Annotated in this window: 12 protein-coding genes; 8 read left to right on the top strand and 4 right to left on the bottom strand. The window is 46.0% G+C overall.

The genetic code is table 11. The annotated features are described in order from the left end of the window. Positions 1-223: 223 nt before the first annotated feature. The gene (locus tag RIG27_RS30585) at positions 224-1786 is read left to right on the top strand and encodes a DUF1565 domain-containing protein (protein ID WP_446350860.1); all 1563 of its coding nucleotides are present in this window, start codon (positions 224-226) and stop codon (positions 1784-1786) included. 40 nt (positions 1787-1826) lie between these two features. Here the strand turns inward: RIG27_RS30585 and RIG27_RS30580 are convergent, their stop codons facing one another. Beyond that, positions 1827-2129, bottom strand: a complete 303-nt coding sequence (locus tag RIG27_RS30580; protein WP_446350859.1) for a hypothetical protein — start codon at positions 2127-2129, stop codon at positions 1827-1829. 514 nt (positions 2130-2643) lie between these two features. Here RIG27_RS30580 and RIG27_RS30575 point away from each other — a divergent pair. From RIG27_RS30575 to RIG27_RS30550, 6 genes are all read left to right on the top strand, one after another. Further along, positions 2644-8289 (top strand): CHAT domain-containing protein, encoded by a 5646-nt coding sequence (locus RIG27_RS30575; RefSeq protein ID WP_446350858.1) that lies wholly within the window; start codon positions 2644-2646, stop codon positions 8287-8289. 364 nt (positions 8290-8653) lie between these two features. After that, positions 8654-9733, top strand: coding sequence for a glycosyltransferase family 4 protein (locus RIG27_RS30570; RefSeq protein WP_446350857.1), 1080 nt, complete (start codon positions 8654-8656; stop codon positions 9731-9733). Between the two features lie 527 nt (positions 9734-10260). Further along, positions 10261-11559 carry an RNA-guided endonuclease InsQ/TnpB family protein gene (locus RIG27_RS30565; RefSeq protein ID WP_446350856.1) on the top strand — a complete coding sequence of 433 codons (1299 nt, stop codon included), beginning with the start codon at positions 10261-10263 and terminating at the stop codon, positions 11557-11559. A gap of 484 nt (positions 11560-12043) precedes the next feature. Further along, positions 12044-14329: an amylo-alpha-1,6-glucosidase gene (locus tag RIG27_RS30560; RefSeq protein ID WP_446350855.1), complete on the top strand. Its 2286-nt coding sequence runs from the start codon at positions 12044-12046 to the stop codon at positions 14327-14329. Positions 14330-14533: 204 nt separating this feature from the next. Beyond that, complete coding sequence (locus tag RIG27_RS30555; RefSeq protein ID WP_446350854.1) at positions 14534-15451, top strand: RsmE family RNA methyltransferase; 918 nt, start codon at positions 14534-14536, stop codon at positions 15449-15451. Positions 15452-15514: 63 nt separating this feature from the next. Further along, positions 15515-16627, top strand: coding sequence for a tetratricopeptide repeat protein (locus RIG27_RS30550; protein WP_446350875.1), 1113 nt, complete (start codon positions 15515-15517; stop codon positions 16625-16627). Between the two features lie 53 nt (positions 16628-16680). Here the strand turns inward: RIG27_RS30550 and RIG27_RS30545 are convergent, their stop codons facing one another. After that, on the bottom strand, positions 16681-17091 hold the full coding sequence (locus RIG27_RS30545) for a hypothetical protein (protein ID WP_446350853.1): 411 nt from the start codon (positions 17089-17091) through the stop codon (positions 16681-16683). 353 nt (positions 17092-17444) lie between these two features. Further along, positions 17445-18293: a dihydropteroate synthase gene (gene folP / locus RIG27_RS30540; protein WP_446350852.1), complete on the bottom strand. Its 849-nt coding sequence runs from the start codon at positions 18291-18293 to the stop codon at positions 17445-17447. On the opposite strand from folP, the gene RIG27_RS30535 reads away from it, so the two are divergent. After that, complete coding sequence (locus RIG27_RS30535; RefSeq protein WP_446350851.1) at positions 18273-18467, top strand: hypothetical protein; 195 nt, start codon at positions 18273-18275, stop codon at positions 18465-18467. The two genes, folP and RIG27_RS30535, sit on opposite strands and share 21 nt — an antisense overlap. Positions 18468-18482: 15 nt before the next feature. Here RIG27_RS30535 and tpiA read toward each other — a convergent pair whose 3' ends face one another. Further along, positions 18483-19208 carry a triose-phosphate isomerase gene (gene tpiA / locus RIG27_RS30530; protein WP_446350850.1) on the bottom strand — a complete coding sequence of 242 codons (726 nt, stop codon included), beginning with the start codon at positions 19206-19208 and terminating at the stop codon, positions 18483-18485. Between the last annotated feature and the right edge of the window lie 51 nt (positions 19209-19259).

Raw genomic sequence — 19259 nt, 5'->3', positions numbered from 1 at the left:
CGGTTGAAAACGCGAGGGCTTTCAGCATCACCTTCATGTAAACTCAAAGCATTAGGTTGAGATTCACCGTCCTGAAAAACCTATGCAGAACAAAAAAAGGAGGTCAATCAGACTGGATTACTGCACCCCGATTCACCGTAAAGACGGCTATAGCTATGCATTTTGACCACAAGTGTCCTAGATATGCATAGAAATCAAATTACAGTTTCAAACCCCCCAGGAGATGGTTAAGCCCTACCCAATTCAATGGTTCCACCACCAACCCCTGATCCGATGTAGGATAGGGGCGATCGCAGTGGTTTCTATCGGCTGTCTAACCCTGACTCCTCAAGGTTTACCAAAAGCTGTAGCACAGTTAAGCCCGACTCCCCAGCGACTTGTTGCCCAAAATCAGCAAGACACCCAAGTGTTATTGGTCAACCCCATAACTGGGGATGATATTAATGGTAATGGTAATATGGATTCCCCGTTCAAAACCATTGCCAAAGCCTTAGAAGTCGCGCTACCGAATACCGTAATTGTATTAGCGCCTGGTATCTATAGTTTCCAAACCGGTGAAACCTTTCCCTTAATTTTGCCCGATGGCGTCACGTTGCAAGGGAATCCCCGAACCAGAGGGGAGAATATTATCATCCAAGGGGGGGGACTGTTCGAGAGTCCCACCGCCGCCCAGCAGAATATTACCATTCTGGCAGCAAACCCCGCCACAGTAACCGGTGTGACGATTACTAATCCCAATCCTCAAGGCTATGGGTTATGGATTGAATCCAGTTCCCCCGTAGTCGTGGATAATACATTTACGGAAAATACCAACGCCGGAATTGTGATTAAGGGAAATAGTGCGCCAACCATTCGCAGCAATTACTTTTATAACAATGGTGGTGACGGTATTCTCGTGGCGGGGACATTACAGGCAGATGTGCGGGAAAATGTGTTTATTGACCGGGAAAACGCTACTTTGGAATTAAGTCGCGATCGCGAAGCGCCCCTGCGAAGCGCAGATAGCAACATTCCTTCAACCTCGGCTGAATCCCCCACGAATACGAGTATTCCTGAAACCGAATCAGTATCCGAACCCGTTGAAACTACCGCGAATCCTTCCCCGACTCCCGAAAGTGTTGCCCCCATCATTGAACCCCAGACGACTATCTCCCAGTTAGAAACACTTCCCACGGCGTTTCCCTCAGACTGGAGAAACATCTCCCTATCAGTGGCGAATCCCTCAGGATCAACTGAGACTCAACCCGCCGCCGGAGATCAGACAGGCGAATCCGCCTCAACATCTACCATTTCCGCCGCGTCTTTTCCGGTTCCCGCCAGTCTCCAGTCTCAACCGAACCCAACTAACCCAGCGACACCAGCCGCAACCGTTCCCCAGATCATCGATATTTCCGTTCCCTCGCCCACCGAGACGGCGATACCTGATACATCCACACCAGCCACCTCGACACCTGAAGCCGAGATGGGAGATATCACGGTTAATGCACAAGAGTTCCCCAGCCGGGATTCTATTCCTGTACTCAGTAGCAACAACCAATCCGCCACCCCCCAGGAACCGCCCCTAGAAACCGCACCGGAAGGGCGTTATCGGGTATTAGTCGCCGCCGCAACTGACGATCAGCAAACCTTAGTGCGATCGCTAATTCCTGGAGCATTTCGTACATCTTACAATGGGAAATTAATGATGCAAGTGGGATTATTTAGTAGTCGCGAGAATGCCCAAGAAATTCTGAATTTACTTCAGGAGCAAGGATTAACCGTTACCATAGAAACACTTCAGGACTAGAATCACTGCTGTTTAAAGAAGTCGATAACCCAGATTTAGATCAGTCAATTGTCGGGGCGGGTTTAGGGAAAATTTGTCGGGGCGGGTTTAGGGATTCAATTAGATAGTCACCGATAACGGAAAAACAAAACCCGCCCTCCTCACCGATAACGGAAAAACAAAACCCGCCCTCCTCACCGATAACGGAACAACAAAACCCGCCCTCCTCACCGATAACGGAACAACAAAACCCGCCCTCCTCACCACTAACGGAACAACAAAACCCGCCCTCCTCACCACTAACGGAACAACAAAACCCGCCCTTTTTCACCGATACAGCAGTTTGCTCTGCTATGCGGTACATTATCGATACCCCTAAATCCCCCTTAAAAAGGGGGACTTTTATCTACTGTACTTTATGGAGAGCCAGGACTTACGCAGACACACCACTGATGGAGGTAAAGGTGCGTTACGCTGCGCTAACACACCCTACGAATAGAGGCTGTGCGTAAGTCCTAGAGAGCGCAAAGCGCTGTAAATCAAAAACAAAACCCGCCCTTTTTCACCGATAAACCAAAAACAAAACCCGCCCTGATTAACGTTGTCGGTATTCCCTTTGATTCTTGAAGGCAAAAGTCGGAGTTACCGGGGAGCATCGCAATTTAAATGCATAACAGCTTAGATGGGGTTGACGCAAGGAAACCCAAAATAATTTTAGGCTAAAGCCCTGACTACGAACCCCATTTAATTTCCCCAGCTTAAAGTCATCTAAATCATCGTATTTTTTTCTATAGTTTTATTACTTTCAGCGGAATCAATCACCCCTTGGAGTTAAAATCAATTCCATCACATCAGCTTTCAGGGAAGGGAGTACTGCTATGAAATATACTCGGTTACGCTGGTTTTGGCTTTTTACCATTCTTTCGATCATCCAAGGGATTCTTGGCATGATCACCACGCTAATAATCAGTTCTCCCGCCCTAGCTGAACCGATTACTTCAGCCTCAGATAGCACAGCAACCGTGATTACACCCAACGGGAATCAGTTTGATATTTCTGGGGGGAGTTTGTCGGGAGATAGAGCCAACCTATTTCACAGTTTCCAAGAGTTTGGCTTAAACACAGAGCAAATTGCCAACTTTCTGGCGAATCCTAACCTGCAAAATATTCTGGGGCGAGTAATTGGCGGAAATCCTTCCATGATTAATGGATTAATTCAGGTAACTGGGGGAAGTCCTAATCTATATTTAATGAATCCGGCGGGAATTATTTTTGGCGCCAATGCAAGTTTAAATGTTCCGGCTGATTTTACCGCAACAACGACGACGGCTATTGGATTTGATAATAATTATTGGTTTAATGGGTTTGGTGAAAATAATTATCAGCAGTTAGTGGGGAATCCTAATCAATTTGCATTTGATGTTTCTCCCGGAGGAAGCATTGTTAATGCCGGAAATTTAGCCGTTTCTCCGGGACAGGATTTAACCTTGTTGGGAGGTTCTGTGATTAACACTGGTCAACTGACAGCCTCAGGAGGACAAATTACCGTAGCGGCGGTATCGGGTTCTAATTTGGTGAGAATTTCTCAGGAGGGTCAGTTATTAAGTTTAGAGGTGGAACTTCCCAGGGATGATCAAGAATTACTGCAACCATTTACACCTTTAGATTTAGCCACATTGTTAACGGGGACAGGGGAAAATGGGGAGACAGGGGTTGATGTTACCACAGAGGGAGAGGTACAACTAGCTAATTCTAATTTTCCGATAGAGAACGGTGATGTCGTATCTCAGAATGTGACTGCACAGACAGTCATTCTATCAGCTATTAATAATTTAACATTAGTAGAAAGCCAACTCAATACGACCAATGATTTAACTCTGCTAGCCGGAAATACAGTGTTCGTGCGAGATAGTGTAACGAATCCCTTTTTAGCGCAAGCTGGCGGTAATCTTTATATTCAAGGGAATCATGCCATTGATATTTTGGCGCTCAATCATCCGCAAACACCGTTTGTCAGTGGTGGGAATCTGAGTTTAGTCAGTGATGGTAATATTTCTGGGGATGCTCACTTTAGCAGTGGTGGGCGTTTTTCTGTCCTCAATTTGTCAGGTAAACCAGGAAACTATATTAGTGAGTTTGACCCGATTATTAGCTCAAATGAAGATGTCACATTTGGTGATTATACGGGCGTATCTCTCAAGATTGAGACGAGAGGAAGTATTACAGGTGGAGATATTACAATTACTGGACCCGATACGACTTTAGTGGGGACAGATCCAGATATTCCAATTTTAAGCAGTACCGCCGCTGTTATTTTGCAGGCAGGAAAAACATCCTTAGATAATCCGGTCAATCTTCCGCCAGCAATACCTCCCTTTAATTCCGCAGGTACAACGACAAATACTGGCAGTATTTCAGTCGGAGAAATTAGCACAACGGCTACGAATGATGGCACGATTATCTTATCGGCTACCGGTGATATCAGCACCTTTAATATTCAAACCGGAGAGAGATTAACTAATGATAGTGGGGGTGATATTGAAATTACCAGTAGCGGCGGTTCTATCTCCACAGGTACGATATCGACTGACGGTACTGATACAAGTGATGCGGGTGATATTACCCTGGAGGCGGCTGGCGATATTTCCGTTAAGAATCTTAGCGCCGACACTGAATTTGGCAATGGTGGAAATATTAATGTAACCAGTGGTGGCAAAATTGATATGACATCACAAGGTTCTGTCAGTTCATCGGGTGATAATCAGGCGGGAAATATCACTTTTGTAGCTGATGGTGACATTGAACTTGTTAATATTGGCGGCGGAGATATTTCCATTACCAGTACAGGTGGGAATATAAATATGTTGGCTAGCACTCTCTGTGGTAGTGTTAGTTTCTGCGATATTCGGGGTGGCAATATTACCCTGGAAGCGACAGGTAACATTACTACAGCTGGTATCGCTGCCAATGACAATATTAGCCTCAAAGCAGGTGGAACTATCGACACGAGTGCCTTCTTTACTCTTGGTGGTTTTAGTGAAGGTGGTTTAATTGATGCTTCTTCTGAAAGTGAAAATGGCGGCAATATTACCCTTGAAGCTGGCAGTAATATTATTGCTGGGGATCTAGATGCGAGTGGTTCTCCCGATGGTGGAAATATTACTTTAATTGGCGATGAAATTGACTTTACAGGCGGAGTTGATGGCATTGTATCTGTTATCAGCACAGGCAATTTAAACATTGAACCAGCAACAGCTAATCAAAACATTACTATTGGTACAGCCAGTGACACGGGAGGAGATACTCTGGATTTAACCACTACGGAAATTGCTGGCTGGCAAGATGGTTTTCTGAGAATTAATATAGGGCGTGCTGATGGTACGGGTACGGTAACTCTGTTTGATACAGTGACGAATACAGGTACAACTCCTTTCCAGGATATTGTGATTATTTCTGGAGGTTCAACATTAGTTGGTTCTGATCAAGATACGACGTGGACAATTAACGGTACGGATAGCGGGGATTTATCAGGGTTTAGTAATGGTTTAGGGTTCACCTCTATTGAAAACTTAATCGGTGGAACGGCTGCTGATACGTTCGTTTTCAATAACAACGGAATAATTAGTGGCACAATTGACGGAGGAGGAGGACTTGGGACTGATAGTCTTGATTATTCAAAGGCTGTAAATTCAGTGACTTTGGATTTAGAAACAATAGAAAATGTTGAAGCGTTGATTGGCAATAATGACATTACCCTAGTGGGAGAGAATACACCTAATAGTTGGACGATTACGGGAAATAACAGCGGTACAGTTAATAGTCGTCTAACATTCAGTAATATATTAAACCTCACGGGTGGTAACTCAGATGACACCTTTATCTTTAACACGAGTGATAACTTCAATGGCAATATTAATGGTGCGGCGGGGAGTTTAACCCTTACCGGAGATGAAATTAATCTGGCTGGCAATGTTTCGGGAACAGGTAATTTAACTATTCAACCCTTGACACCGACGCAATCAATTCAAATTGGGGGTACTGATAGTGGAAATACCAGTATTTTAGATATAACGGCAACAGAACTGAGTTTACTGCAAAATGGGTTTAGTGCGATCGCAATTGGAGGAAGCGACAGTAGTGGTTTAATTACAGTGGCGGGCGATGTCACGTTTAATGATTCTGTTACATTCCAAGTGCCTGTTGGTTCGGGTTCTATCAATACTACCGGTGGCACAATAACTGGAGCCGATGACGCTACCCTAATATTACAAGCTAACCAAGATATTATCACTGGTGATATTATTAATCCAGGTCGGGCGATTACTCTCACCAGTACCCTTGGCACTATTGATACTCGTGCGGGAATCATTGATAGCAGTAATGAAACAGGTAATGGCGGAGCAATTGAACTCACGGCTCCTGGTAATATTACCACCAATGATATTGATTCGAGTTCTAGTGGTAATGCTCAAGGGGGAATGATTACCGTAGAAAGTAGTGATGGGGCGATTACAACGAATAATCTCAATAGTTTTGGGGCGAGTGGTGGAGATATCACCATTCGTGCTTTAACGGCAATAACTACAGGTGAAATTAATACCCGTGGCAATAGTAGTGATGGTGGCGATGTCATACTTGACCCCATTGGCGATATTGAAGTAACCTCGATTAATGCTCAAGGCGGTAATAGTGGCACAGGTGGAACTGTTGATATTACGGCGGGGCAATTTTTCCGAGCCACTGGTAGTTTTACTGATAATAATGGAAGAGAGGCGAGTCTTTCTACGGCGGGTAATTTAGGAGGAGGAGAGATTATTATTCGCCATGGTGGAAATGGAGAGACTCCGTTTCAGATTGGTGATGCCAGTGTTAATGGTACAGTTGGAGCAATTACCAGTGGCGATATTACAATTTCTCCCTCTGAATCGTTTTTGTTTACCCATGTTGAGGGCAATATTCAGATTATCAGTGTTGATGAACCCATCACTCCGATAGAACCCCCAATTATTCCGATTGAACCGCCAATTGTTCCAATTGAACCCCCAATTATTCCTATCGACACAACGCCGAATTTTACTGAGCTACCGATTAATCCGGTTGATATTACCCAAGTTCAAGAGGAAGAGGAAAAAGAATCTGTCCCATCTACAGTTGAGCAAGTTATTCCATCCCTAGAGGTTGATGTAATTGCACCGATTGAAGAACGTTTTACTCTAAGGTTTGAAAATTATCTGAATTTAGAGGATACTGCCCTAACAACTCTGATTCAAGCAAGGGCAACGTTACATCAAATTGAACAAGCGACGGGGGTTAAACCGGCTTTGATTTATGCGATTTTTGTGCCAACTTCTGTTCGAGAAGAAGGTTCATTGAATGGGGCAAAATCGGAGTTTTTATTAAAACGCAGAGGGGCGCAGAGGGAAGCGCAGAGGGGCGCAGAGGGGGGTGGCGGTTTTGAGGTAATGGATTTGGCTAATTCAGAGCCTCAAGAGAGTGATCAGTTGGCATTAATTTTGGTTACGGCTGAGGGGGAAACGATGAGTTATTCGGTTCCGGGGGCGACAAGGGGGAAGGTTCTGAAAATGACTCAGGAATTACGCCGTGCGGTGACGGATACTCGTATTCCTCGCCCTTATCTTCCGGCTGCACAGCAATTGTATCAGTGGTTAATTTCTCCGTTGGAAGCGGAGTTAGAACTGCGAGAGATTAATAATTTGGCATTTATTATGGATCAGGGATTGCGTTCCTTACCTATGGCGGTGCTGCATGATGGGAATGGGTTTATTATTGAACGGTATAGTGTTGGTTTTATGCCGAGTCTTTCTCTGACGGATACGCGCTATGTGGATGTGAGAAATCTACAAGTGTTGGCGATGGGGGCGTCGGAATTTACTGACCAAAATCCTTTACCTGCTGTGCCTGTGGAATTAGACGCGATCGCAGATAAACTATGGCAGGGTCAATCCTTCCTTAATTCTCGGTTTACTCCGGATACACTTAAGCAAGCACGGGCGAATCAACCCTTTGGAATTGTTCATTTAGCCACTCATGGGGAGTTTAAACCGGGTAAGCCGGAAAATTCCTACATCCAGTTTTGGAATCAGAGGCTACCTTTGGATCAAATCCGTGAATTGGGATTGAATAATCCTCCTGTTGAATTGATGGTATTAAGTGCTTGTCGCACGGCGTTAGGAGATGAAGAAGCAGAGTTAGGTTTTACAGGATTGGCGATACAAGCTGGGGTGAAATCGGCGTTGGGGAGTCTCTGGTATGTGAGTGATGAGGGGACATTAGGGTTAATGACGGGATTCTATGAACAGTTGAAGCAAGCCCCGATTAAAGCTGAAGCTTTGCGACAGGTACAATTAGCAATGATTCAGGGAAACGTGCGATTAGAAAATGGTCAAATTGTGACGCCGAATGGTACATTTCTGTTACCTCCCCAGTTAGCAGAATTACCGGATCAGGAACTTACCCATCCTTATTATTGGAGTGCATTTACCTTAGTGGGGAGTCCCTGGTAGTCTAACAGGTTTTGGGGGAACTCTTAATAGTGGGTTTAAAGGGTGTGCGATCGCAGGATACTGATATGTGTAGAATAGGGTGTCGGGTGTGGAGAATAACAGCCAAGGAAGAAAAACGATGAACAAAACGGCTATACGGTTTTCCCTACCAATCAGGGGTGGATTTCACGAATTGGCAAGACTAGCTCACCTTTAGTAAATTTTGGGATAAGTTTACACACACTTTAACAAAAAACACCTTAACAAACAGGACGGCGAGTACGAAAATCACGCTTGTACGAAGTGACCAGCGCTACGTTAATTAACCCTCAATTACTAACGTTTCTTTATTCCATCTCATTTTAACTAAACTGGAGATTTCAAAATGCGGATTGCACAAATCGCACCGTTGTGGGAGCGTTTACCTCCCCCAGCTTATGGTGGTACGGAATTAGTGATGAGTTTACTCACTGATGAACTTGTCCGTCGGGGTCATGAGGTAACATTGTTTGCATCCGGTGATTCAGAGACACTGGCAAAACTGGAACCCGGATGTGAAAAAGCCCTGCGTTCTCTCGACGTAACCCATCAAGAATACGCCGTTTATGAACAAATGCAGTTGAGCAAAGTCTTTGAACGAGCCAATCAGTTTGATGTGATTCATGCTCATGTGGATTACCCAGCGCTTCCATACACGAACTTGACAAAAACGCCAGTTGTGCATACAGTTCATGGTACATTTTCGCCATTAGTTGAGCAGATTTTTACCAAGCATCGTCAGCAACATTTTGTCAGTATTTCCAATGCCCAGCAGCGCCCTGAGTTGGGACTGAATTATGTGGCAACGGTTTATAACGCGATCGCACACGAACGGTTTACGTTTTACTCTCAGCCCAAAGAGCCACCCTATCTGGCGTTTGTTGGGCGTATGTCCCCGGAAAAAGGACCCACGTTAGCGATTGAAATTGCCAAGCGTTCCGGATGGCATTTGAAAATGGCGGGTAAGGTTGATCCCAAAGAGCGAGCCTTTTTTGAGGCTGAAGTGGAACCTTTAATTGATGGTAAACAAATTGAGTTTTGGGGTGAAGCCAATCACGAAAAGAAAAATGAATTGATGGGAGGTGCAGTGGCGACGCTATTCCCGATTACCTGGCGTGAACCCTTTGGACTGGTGATGATTGAATCTATGGCATCTGGCACTCCGGTGATTGCTATGGCGTTAGGATCAGCCCCAGAAATTATCGTTCACGGAAAGACAGGGTTCCTCTGTGATACAATTGAGGAGTGCGTGGATGCGATCGCGAAAATACCCCAACTGAATCGACACGCCTGTCGGGAACATGTTGAAACCAACTTCACGGTGAAACGCATGGTTAATGGATATGAAGCCGTCTACAACCAAGTTTTAGCAGAATGGTTTGCTCGCAATGGTCATCTGCATGTCCCCACGCTTCTAGCCAGCTAAGTTTATAGAAGGCAGAAGGCAGAAGGCAGAAGGCAGAAGGCAGAAGGCAGAAGGCAGAAGGCAGAAGGTTTCAAGACATACGTTAAACCTTCTGCACCCGACATCAGACATCAGATAAAATTGAATGAGGTGAATCATGAACCAAACCGTTAATAGACAACCCCTGGCTTTGCTTTCCATGGGTCAGAATGTTGTCGATAAGCCGCGTCAAGGTGGGCAAAATAAACGCCTAACTCCTGTTCATCAGCTTAGCTAAGCGCTGGCAAAACTCGGCTGGCAAATCGATGCATCTTAGCGATCTCTATTGTCGTCGATTGGCGGGTTTAATTAGTACAATTGTGCCAGATGTACAGAACCTCTTGTCGGTTGGGGTATGTTTATCGATTTCCTTACAGTATAAGCGATGGTGAAAGCCCCCGCACTTCAGTCGGGGGATGAAACCGAGCAAGTCGTAAAGACAGCGGGATTTATCCCGCAATAATTCCCTCAAGTGATATAATATAAAAATCAACAAGGAGGGAATGTTCTTGTACGGTTGTCAGCAATTACTATTAAATCCAGATCAAGAGCTAGCCGCCGTTCTAGAGTTTATTTGCACCGAAGCGAATAACTTAATGAACTGCGGTATTTATTATGCTCGTCAAGTCTGGTTTAAGTGTCGGCGGATTATCGGTAAATATGACTTAGAAAAGGAGTACAAAAACAACAAACACTTCCAAGCCCTCTACTCTCAAGCAGCTCAACAAGCGCTAAGAACAGTTAGCGAATCTTTCAAATCGTTTGATGGGTTAATGAAGGCGTTCAGAAAAGAAAAAATAGCGGACAATCCTAGATTACCTAAGTATTTAAAGAAGGGCGGTCTTTCTGTTGTCAGTTATCCCAAACAAGCTTTGAAGATTAAAGATGGTCAAATCAGAATACCGCTAGGAACGCTAGTCAAGACATGGTTCAAGATAGCGGATTTCTTCATTCATAAGCCATCTAATCTTGCCTTCAAAGACATCAAAGAGCTGAGAATCCTTCCCCGCAACGGCTGCTTCTATGCTGAGTTTGTCTACCTCCTGCCTTCTATAACAGCAGATGTAGACTCCTCACGGGTACTAGGAATCGACCCCGGACTCAACAACTGGATGACCTGTGTTTCTAATGTAGGAACCAGCTTCATTGTTGATGGACGTAAACTAAAGAGTCTTAATCAGCTCTACAACAAACGGGTGGCAACCATTAAGGTGGGGAAATCTCAAGGATTTTGGAATGAAGAATTAGCCTCTCTTGCAGAAAGGCGCAATAGGCAAGTAAGAGATGCGGTTAACCAAGCCGCTCGTATCGTTATCAACCATTGCCTCCAACATCGAATTGGAACAGTCGTTTTCGGTTGGAATCGACGCCATAAAAATGGGATTGAGTTAGGGAAAAAGACGAACCAGGAGTTTGTTCAAATTCCTACTGCTCGTCTTAAACATAGGATTGAGCAACTGTGTGAGCAATACGGGATTCAGTTTGTAGAAACTGAAGAAAGCTATACCTCTAAAGCTAGTTTTCTTGACAATGACCCTCTGCCTGTATTCGGCTCCAAGCCGAAAGGGTGGATGCCGAGCGGGAAGCGAGTAAAACGAGGAATGTACCGCACCAAAAACGGAGAATTTGTCAACGCCGATGCTAACGGGGCTGCCAATATCCTCCGCAAAGTAGAGATACAGCTAGGTCTTGATCTAGCCAAGGTCAGTAGGGCGTTTTTGACTGCGCCATCCAGGGTTTTCCTCTGGAACTCTAAGAAGATGAAACGGAGGGACGCGGCTTTAGCCCGTCCCGCAGTATCCTCTTAGAATCCCCTGCGTTTTTAACCAGGGGAGAAGTCAACTACAAACTAGAAAGCTCCGAAGGTAAGTTGATAGAAATTGACAGATTTTTCCCAAGTTCTAAAAAATGTTCATATTGTAAATTGACAAATTGCCGCTAGATATCAGAGAGTGGGATTGCCCCTCCTGTGGCACTGATCATGACTGTGACGATAATGCATCATCGAACATCAGAGCAGAAGGTATTCGGATACTCGCTATGAACGGAGGGAACCCCGTTCCTGCTAGTGGATCCTGTGTAAGACTGGATAACCGTAAGGTGAAAGGGCAACGGGCGGTGAAACTATAAGCCCACACTTACTCGTCAGATAAGTGTGGGTAGTTCACGAGAGTTTGCAACTGATAGCTGAGCAACAAAACCCGCCCTTGTTGGGGAATAGGGGAGACAGAGCCTGGAAGATAGGCAGAAGGGGCTTTCGCCTGGGAACGAGAAATAGAGGAACTATGAACGATGTCTGATACAAATACCCTCAACCAAAAAACTGGAACGGATCTGAATATCGTTGAACTCAACGGTAGAACCTTTGCGCCGGCTGAACAAGTGCCAATTCCAGAGTGGCAAGGCACGACAAAAAAACGACTGCAATCTACATTGACGCTCAAAGATAATGATCTATTTTTAATTACCGATCCCCTCGGCAATATTGCTGGATGTCTTGATGATAAATCGGACAAAAGCTTAGGCTTATTTTGTCAAGATACTCGATTTCTCAGTCGCCTAGAGTTACAAATTGAGGGACTCTCTCCGATTTTACTTAGCAGTACAGCCGGACGAGGTTTTGCCCTTTCGGTTCTCTGTGCGAATCCTTATGTTGAGGGGCGTATTCAGGCGGAAACGATCGGCATTCAACGCGATATTGTACTACAGGGTGGACTATTTGAAGACCTGAAGATTACCAACTACAGCACCCAACCCGTTAGCTTTGACCTAAGTTTAAGTTTTGATGCCGATTTTGCGGATTTATTCCAAATTCGCGGTTATGTGCGTCAGCAGGTGGGGACGCTAATGCGACGGGTTATACCTCCAGGGGACAATGCCTTAAACCCAGATGTGCAGTCTTTGGTTGAGGCAACGGGCGAACTCACCTTAGCCTATCAGGGATTGGATCAGGTGTTGATGGAGTCTCGAATTCAGTTTTATCACCGTCAGCCTGATGAATTTAGGGGATATACGGCAATTTGGCGGTTGAACTTGAAATCTCACGAAACCCAGCAATTTGGGTATCGCGTACAGCCATTCGTTGACAATAGTCCAGCTTCTGTGGTAGAAGCGCCGACAACTCTAAAACAAGCGATCGCGGCGGAGGCGATGGAGGAGAGCGATTGGCGAGAGGGTGTGACTCGGATTCGCACGGATAATCGAGCCTTAAACCAGATTATTGAACGCGCTGAACAGGATATCTATCTTTTAGGTCAAACCTTTGGCAAGGGTAAGATTCTCTGTGCTGGGATTCCTTGGTTTTCTACGTTATTTGGACGGGATTCTTTGATTGCTGCATACCAAACGCTGATTCTCGATCCGGGGATTGCTCGCCAAACCTTGATTACCCTGGCTGAGTATCAGGGTAAGGTTGAGGACAAGTGGCGGGAAGAAGAACCGGGTAAGATTCTGCACGAGTTGCGCCTGGGTGAAATGGCTCGTTGTGGCGAACTCCCCCACAGACCTTACTATGGTACGGTTGATGCTACGCCATTGTGGTTGATGCTCTATGGGGATTATTATGCTTGGACGTATGATCAGGAACTGTTGGATCGGTTGTGGGATAATGCTTTAGCGGCGATGGATTGGATTGATCGCCGTTGTCAGCAGACGGGCTATATTAGCTATGAATGCAAGTCCAAGGGGGGACTCCGGAATCAGGGATGGAAAGACTCAGGAGACTGTATCGTTGATGCCAAAGGGCAGTTAGCGGAAGGGGCGATTACTCTGGCGGAAGTGCAAGGGTATGTTTATGCGGCGAAGATGCGCTTAAGCCAGCTTGCTCGTAGCAAAAAGCAGTTAGATGTGGCAAATCGTTGGTATGAGGAAGCCCAAGACTTGAAAACCCGCTTCAATCGCGACTTTTGGCTCCCCGATCGCGGTTATTGTGCCTTGGCGTTGGATGGTAAGGGCAAGCCTGTGGATAGTATCACCTCTAATCCGGGGCATTGTCTAGGACTAGATATTTTATCAAAAGACAAGGCACACAATGTCGCCGAACGATTGCAAGCGCCGGATATGTTTAGTGGCTGGGGAATTCGCACCTTGAGTAGCTTATCTCCGGCGTATAATCCCATGGGCTATCACCTCGGATCAGTATGGCATCACGATAATGGGATGATTATTGCCGGATTGCGATCGCTAGGATTAGTGGATCAGGCGTTGGAAGTGGCTCAAGGTATTATCGACATGACCACCCAACAACCCTATTATCGTCCACCCGAACTCTTCTGTGGCTATGAACGCACCCCCAATAGCACACCCGTGCGATATCCTGTGGCTTGTTCGCCGCAAGCCTGGGCAACAGGAACGATTTTTCAACTCCTACAGGTGATGGTTAATTTAGTACCCGATACGCCCAGTAATTATCTGCGAATTATTCATCCCACCCTCCCTGAATCCGTCCAGTATTTGTCACTGCAAAACCTAAAAATTGGGCAAACTGTATTAGATTTAGAATTTGAGCGCTCTAGTGGAGCAACTGCCTGTCGAGTTATGCGGAAACGCGGCAATTTACGAGTTGTCATTGAAGTTTGATAGCCAGGGAGTATCTCATGCCAAGTGACGTTCTAACCTGTCTGATGAAAGCGAAACAGCTAAAATAGGTTGTAGGTTGGGTTGACGCAAGGAAACCCAACAAAATATAAGCCTAAAACCTATCCGGAACCCGGAGTTCAAACTCTGGGCTAAAGACATCCTCCGTCGCAGGAAACTCCGCGTCTTTAGTTTGCTACATCTACTATGAACCATGACCAATCAACTATAAACCTGCAACGGTTAGTCATCTCACCCACGCAACGACAAAACCAACAGATTCTCCTCACCGAAAGCCAACAGCATTACCTGGTGCGAGTCTTGCGACTGACTGAAGGCGATCGCTTTATTGCTATGGATGGAGAGGGAAACTGGTGGTTGAGTGAGTTAGCGGCTAACCTGACTGAAGCTACAATTATTGAATCTATTCCGATTCAAACCGAATTACCTTGTGCAATTACCCTAATCGCCGCGATGCCCAAGGGGAGTGGATTTGAGGATATTATCTCCGCTGCAACCGAACTCGGTGTCACTTATATCATACCGATCAAGAGCGATCGCACAATTCTTAATCCCAGTCCCCGCAAACTGGAACGCTGGCGGCGTATCGCCCAAGAAGCCGCTGAACAATCGGAACGTCAAATTGTACCCACAATTCTCGATCCCTTGGACTTTACCTCAGCCATTGAACAAGTTATCGACTCCACCACCCACCGCTATATTTGTGTCGCACGGGGAAACGTTCCTCATCTGTTAAATTGCTTACCTAAGCTGAATGTCACTGACTTAAGCTGGGTTCGTAGTAGGCACTTTAGTGCAAGCGCTAAAGCGCTTACTACAAACTCTAAAGTCAGTGGCATTCTACCTAAGCTAGAGGTTATTGATGGGGAAATTAACTCAACACTCAACACTCAACACTCAACACGCCCGATCATCGCCATTGCTACAGGACCCGAAGGTGGCTGGACTCCCGCAGAAATCGAACAAGCGATCGCGGCTGGATTTCAACCCGTTTCCCTCGGACATAGAATTTTACGCGCTGTTACCGCCCCCCTCATGGCTCTTTCGTTAATTGCTGCTAGTTTAGAAACACAAAAGCGACAATCTTTTACAAATGACAAATGACAAATGACAAATGACAAATGACAAATGACAAATGACAAATGACAAATGACAAATGACAAGATTATGCTTGACCAAGTTACTGATGCCCTTAAACAAAAAGACTACCGCACAGCGGCTCGGTTACTTAAACAGTTAGCCAAGGAAGAACCTAATAACCCGTGGGTGCAACTCTATATCGGACGTTTACACGAAGCCACAGGTAAGCCAGAAGCAGCAGAAACCGCTTACCGCAAGTTACTTAAAAATACAACGCATCCTAAAATTATGACCCAAGCGCGTCAGGGATTGGGGCGTTTAGAAGCCATGGAACAGGAAAAACGCCGCCAAGCCTTAGCCCAAGCCACGGCTGACCCCGAAAATACTCAATTTGGTATTTTAGTCCTCGAACCCATTGAACCCCAAGCCAAACCCACCGCCGCCCAAACCTTGGCGAAGATTATGCAAATCGATCCCTATACCGCCCGCCTACAACTCCCGACACGGGGATGGCGGTTGTATCGAGTTGGACCCATTGGCGAATTAAAATTTTATGCGTCATCCCTCAAGCAGGGTTCAGTTCCTTGTTTTTGGGCAATTTTGGCGGAGATTCAATCCCTCAATGTGTTTAGGGTTCATTATTTTTCCCAAGTCAGTTCTCAGGAAGCTACCGTTGTCTGCGAAAATGATCAAGGTCAACTGGGTTCCCTCCCCTTCCAGTGGTCCCAAGTGAGTCAACTGGTGGAGGGGCGCTTACCTATTTTTGAACAAGTGGTGGATGTTGACGCTCGTGGTAAATTACAGCGTAAGACTCAAACTCAAGACTACGCCCAGTTTTGCGACTTGCATTTACCGACCTTGAAAACTATCCTGCGTTTATGCGATCGCGATTATCAATTTCACCAGGGCATTGAGTTATTCCCCCAGCCAAAGAACCACCCAACTCAGGGAAAATCCCCGTCTCCCCTAAGCCAGACAACCAATCGAATCAACTGGAATAACTTGCGGGATTTTCTCAACCGCCAACTTCCTCAAACCCCTGTTTGGTCAGATTTCACCAATTTTGCTGAAACTGCTCTCGATTACAAAGAAATGCTGACTCGTTTACCCGCTCACATTGACTTGTTTCGCCGTCAAGAAAGCCTCTGGGATTCTGCTTTTGAACTATATAGTGGACTGGTTTTTCTGAAAAATAATTAATGTAGAGACGCGCCATGGCGCGTCTCTACATCGACACCATATAATAAAATTACTTAGGAGCGAGGCGGCTGCACCTGACGTGCCATCTCTAGGAAACTATTCATAGAAGGACCTGGACGCCGCCGACTACTATTGGTTTTGAGTGGCAATAAGTTGTTTGGTGCAAAGGTGAGTCCCGGTTGAGGCTCGGCTTTGCCATTGCTAGCCGCCGCTGGTGTCGCTTGAGGTGCAGCTTTTTGCGGTTTGGCGGCTGGTGCTTGAGCCGCTTTAGCTGCTGGCTTCTTCGCTGCTGGCTTTTTCGCTTCTGCTTCTGGAGCTTTGGTTGCTTGAGCGGGTTCCGGTTTCTTCGCTTCCGGTTCCGATTTGACCGCTCCCGTATCGTCTAGCTCCAAAAAGTAGTCTTTACTTTTTTTTGTTTTCGGAGCTTCTGACGATTTGTCTTTAGATTTTAAAAAACTGAACATTTAGCGATACTCCTGTCTCTTAGAGAGAAAACTTAACAAATTTGCCAAAGAAAGATAGGTCAATAACTATTTTTATTTTACCGTTTGGTGGTACTTTTTCACTAACTCAAATACGGCTTTTGATGACTTGACAGCAATCGATAAGACATCAGGCGATCCCGACTCTTCTGGGATAACGCTGCTCTATACATCACATCCCCGTCAGATTAGAATTATGAGTTTTTAGAGAAATTATTGCAAGGTTTCGCTAAATTTATTTACAAAAATTCACAATCAGCCAAAACACATACTCTACTGGTAGGGAGGGAACGAGAGGGGCTGGGGGTGAGGGCTGTAGCTTAAGTTCAAACATACTACCGCCAGATGGCATCAGCTACCCGACAGACATCGTGCATTTCGGCAACGTCGTGAACCCGGAGAATATCAGATCCTGCCGCAATCGCCGCACAGCAAGCCGCCGCCGTTCCCCAGACTCGTTGCTTGGGGTCAGGTTGGTTAAGAATGTGACCGATAAAACTTTTGCGAGACACACCGACTAAAATAGGCACACCGAGGGAACGAAAAGCAGCAAGTTGTCGCAGCAGTTGTATATTTTGCTCAGCGGTTTTGGCAAACCCAATACCTGGATCAATGATCAGACGCGATCGCACAATTCCCGCGTTGATAGCCACCTGAACTTGACCCTCTAGGAACTCGTAGATTTCGCCGATGAGGTCATGATAATCGGTCAGCTTTTGCATGGTTTTGGGGGTTCCCCGGATATGCATCAAAATGATTGGCACACCCAATTGGGCAACCACAGGAAACATATCCGGGTCAAACGTGCCACCGGAAATATCATTGACAATATCCGCCCCCACCGCTACCCCTGCTTTCGCGACAGAAGCTCTCGTGGTATCCACGGAGATTGGAACGGATAAGGAGGAACGCACCGCCTTGATCACCGGGAGTACACGCTCAAGTTCTACAGTGTCTGAAACCTCCTCAGCCCCTGGTCGGGTTGATTGTCCGCCGATGTCCAGAATATCAACACCCGCCTCGACCAGCCGTTGAGCCTGTGCCAGCGACGCCTCTGGGGTATTAAACTCCCCCCCATCACTAAAACTATCCGGCGTCACATTTAAAACGCCCATGAGATAGGTACGTTCTCCCCAGGGGAATGAATAGTCTCGGATGGTTAGTTGTCTTTTGTCATTTGTCATTTGTCATTTGTCATTTGTCATTTGTCATTCGTCATTCGTCATTCGTCATTTGTCATACTCGCTATTTGTCATACTCGCTCTTGGAGAAGCACACTACGTCATACTCGCGAATCCTCAAGCAAGCAAGCTATGTTATTTATCCGTTTTTTTCGACAAATGAACCATCAACAATGAACCATGACCCCTGAACTACTGATAATTGACAATTCGGGCAAACCCCCCAGGATCAAGACTGGCTCCGCCAACTAGCACCCCATCAATTTCAGATTGCTTCATAATCTGATCAATATTCGCCGACTTGACCGAACCCCCGTACTGAATTGGCACATCGGCAACTTTCAGTTGAGAGCGAATCAAACCCATTATCCGATTGGCTTCTGCGGCTTCACAGGTATCTCCTGTACCAATTGCCCAGATCGGTTCATACGCGATCACGAGTTGCTGCTGATCCACGTCCACCAAACCCTTTTCGAGTTGCTGACTGATGTGAGATTCTGTTTCTCCGTTATCCCGTTGTTGCTTCGTTTCACCGACACAAAGAATCGGAATTAACCCGTGACGCTGGGCGGCGAGGAGGCGCTGGTTCACAGTTTCGTTGGTTTCACCAAAGTACTGACGCCGTTCACTGTGACCGACAACGACATAACGCAAGCCGAGTTCGGTCAACATCGGACCAGAAATTTCCCCGGTGAAAGCGCCTTCATCTGCCCAGTGGATATTCTGCGCCCCTAACTGCACCCGGCTATTGTGCAGATTTTTGGACATCACTCCCAAGTCTGTAAAGGGAACACACAGAACAACTTCCCGCTCTGGGGGCGTTTGCTCCAGCTTGGGCATAAATTCTTGCAAAAACTCAGAGGACTCCCTTTGAGTTTTGAACATTTTCCAGTTACCGGCAATGACTATTTTTCGCACAGCTTAAATAAAATTGTCTCAATCTTGATGCATCCTTCAGTTTATAGCCTT

The sequence above is a fragment of the Coleofasciculus sp. F4-SAH-05 genome (assembly GCF_040222985.1).
In the GTDB taxonomy this organism is placed as follows: domain Bacteria; phylum Cyanobacteriota; class Cyanobacteriia; order Cyanobacteriales; family Coleofasciculaceae; genus Coleofasciculus; species Coleofasciculus chthonoplastes.
The sequence above is the reverse complement of the archived record's forward strand: the minus strand, read 5'-3'. Positions and strand labels throughout refer to the sequence as shown.

What these genes read in the sequence shown, in the direction of transcription:
- RIG27_RS30585 (WP_446350860.1), top strand. Translation starts at nt 224, where the DNA reads ATGGTTAAGCCCTACCCAATTCAATGGTTCCACCACCAACCCCTGATC.
- RIG27_RS30580 (WP_446350859.1), bottom strand. Translation starts at nt 2,129, where the DNA reads ATGTACCGCATAGCAGAGCAAACTGCTGTATCGGTGAAAAAGGGCGGG.
- RIG27_RS30575 (WP_446350858.1), top strand. Translation starts at nt 2,644, where the DNA reads ATGAAATATACTCGGTTACGCTGGTTTTGGCTTTTTACCATTCTTTCG.
- RIG27_RS30570 (WP_446350857.1), top strand. Translation starts at nt 8,654, where the DNA reads ATGCGGATTGCACAAATCGCACCGTTGTGGGAGCGTTTACCTCCCCCA.
- RIG27_RS30560 (WP_446350855.1), top strand. Translation starts at nt 12,044, where the DNA reads ATGTCTGATACAAATACCCTCAACCAAAAAACTGGAACGGATCTGAAT.
- RIG27_RS30555 (WP_446350854.1), top strand. Translation starts at nt 14,534, where the DNA reads ATGAACCATGACCAATCAACTATAAACCTGCAACGGTTAGTCATCTCA.
- RIG27_RS30550 (WP_446350875.1), top strand. Translation starts at nt 15,515, where the DNA reads ATGCTTGACCAAGTTACTGATGCCCTTAAACAAAAAGACTACCGCACA.
- RIG27_RS30545 (WP_446350853.1), bottom strand. Translation starts at nt 17,091, where the DNA reads ATGTTCAGTTTTTTAAAATCTAAAGACAAATCGTCAGAAGCTCCGAAA.
- folP (WP_446350852.1), bottom strand. Translation starts at nt 18,293, where the DNA reads ATGACAAATGACAAAAGACAACTAACCATCCGAGACTATTCATTCCCC.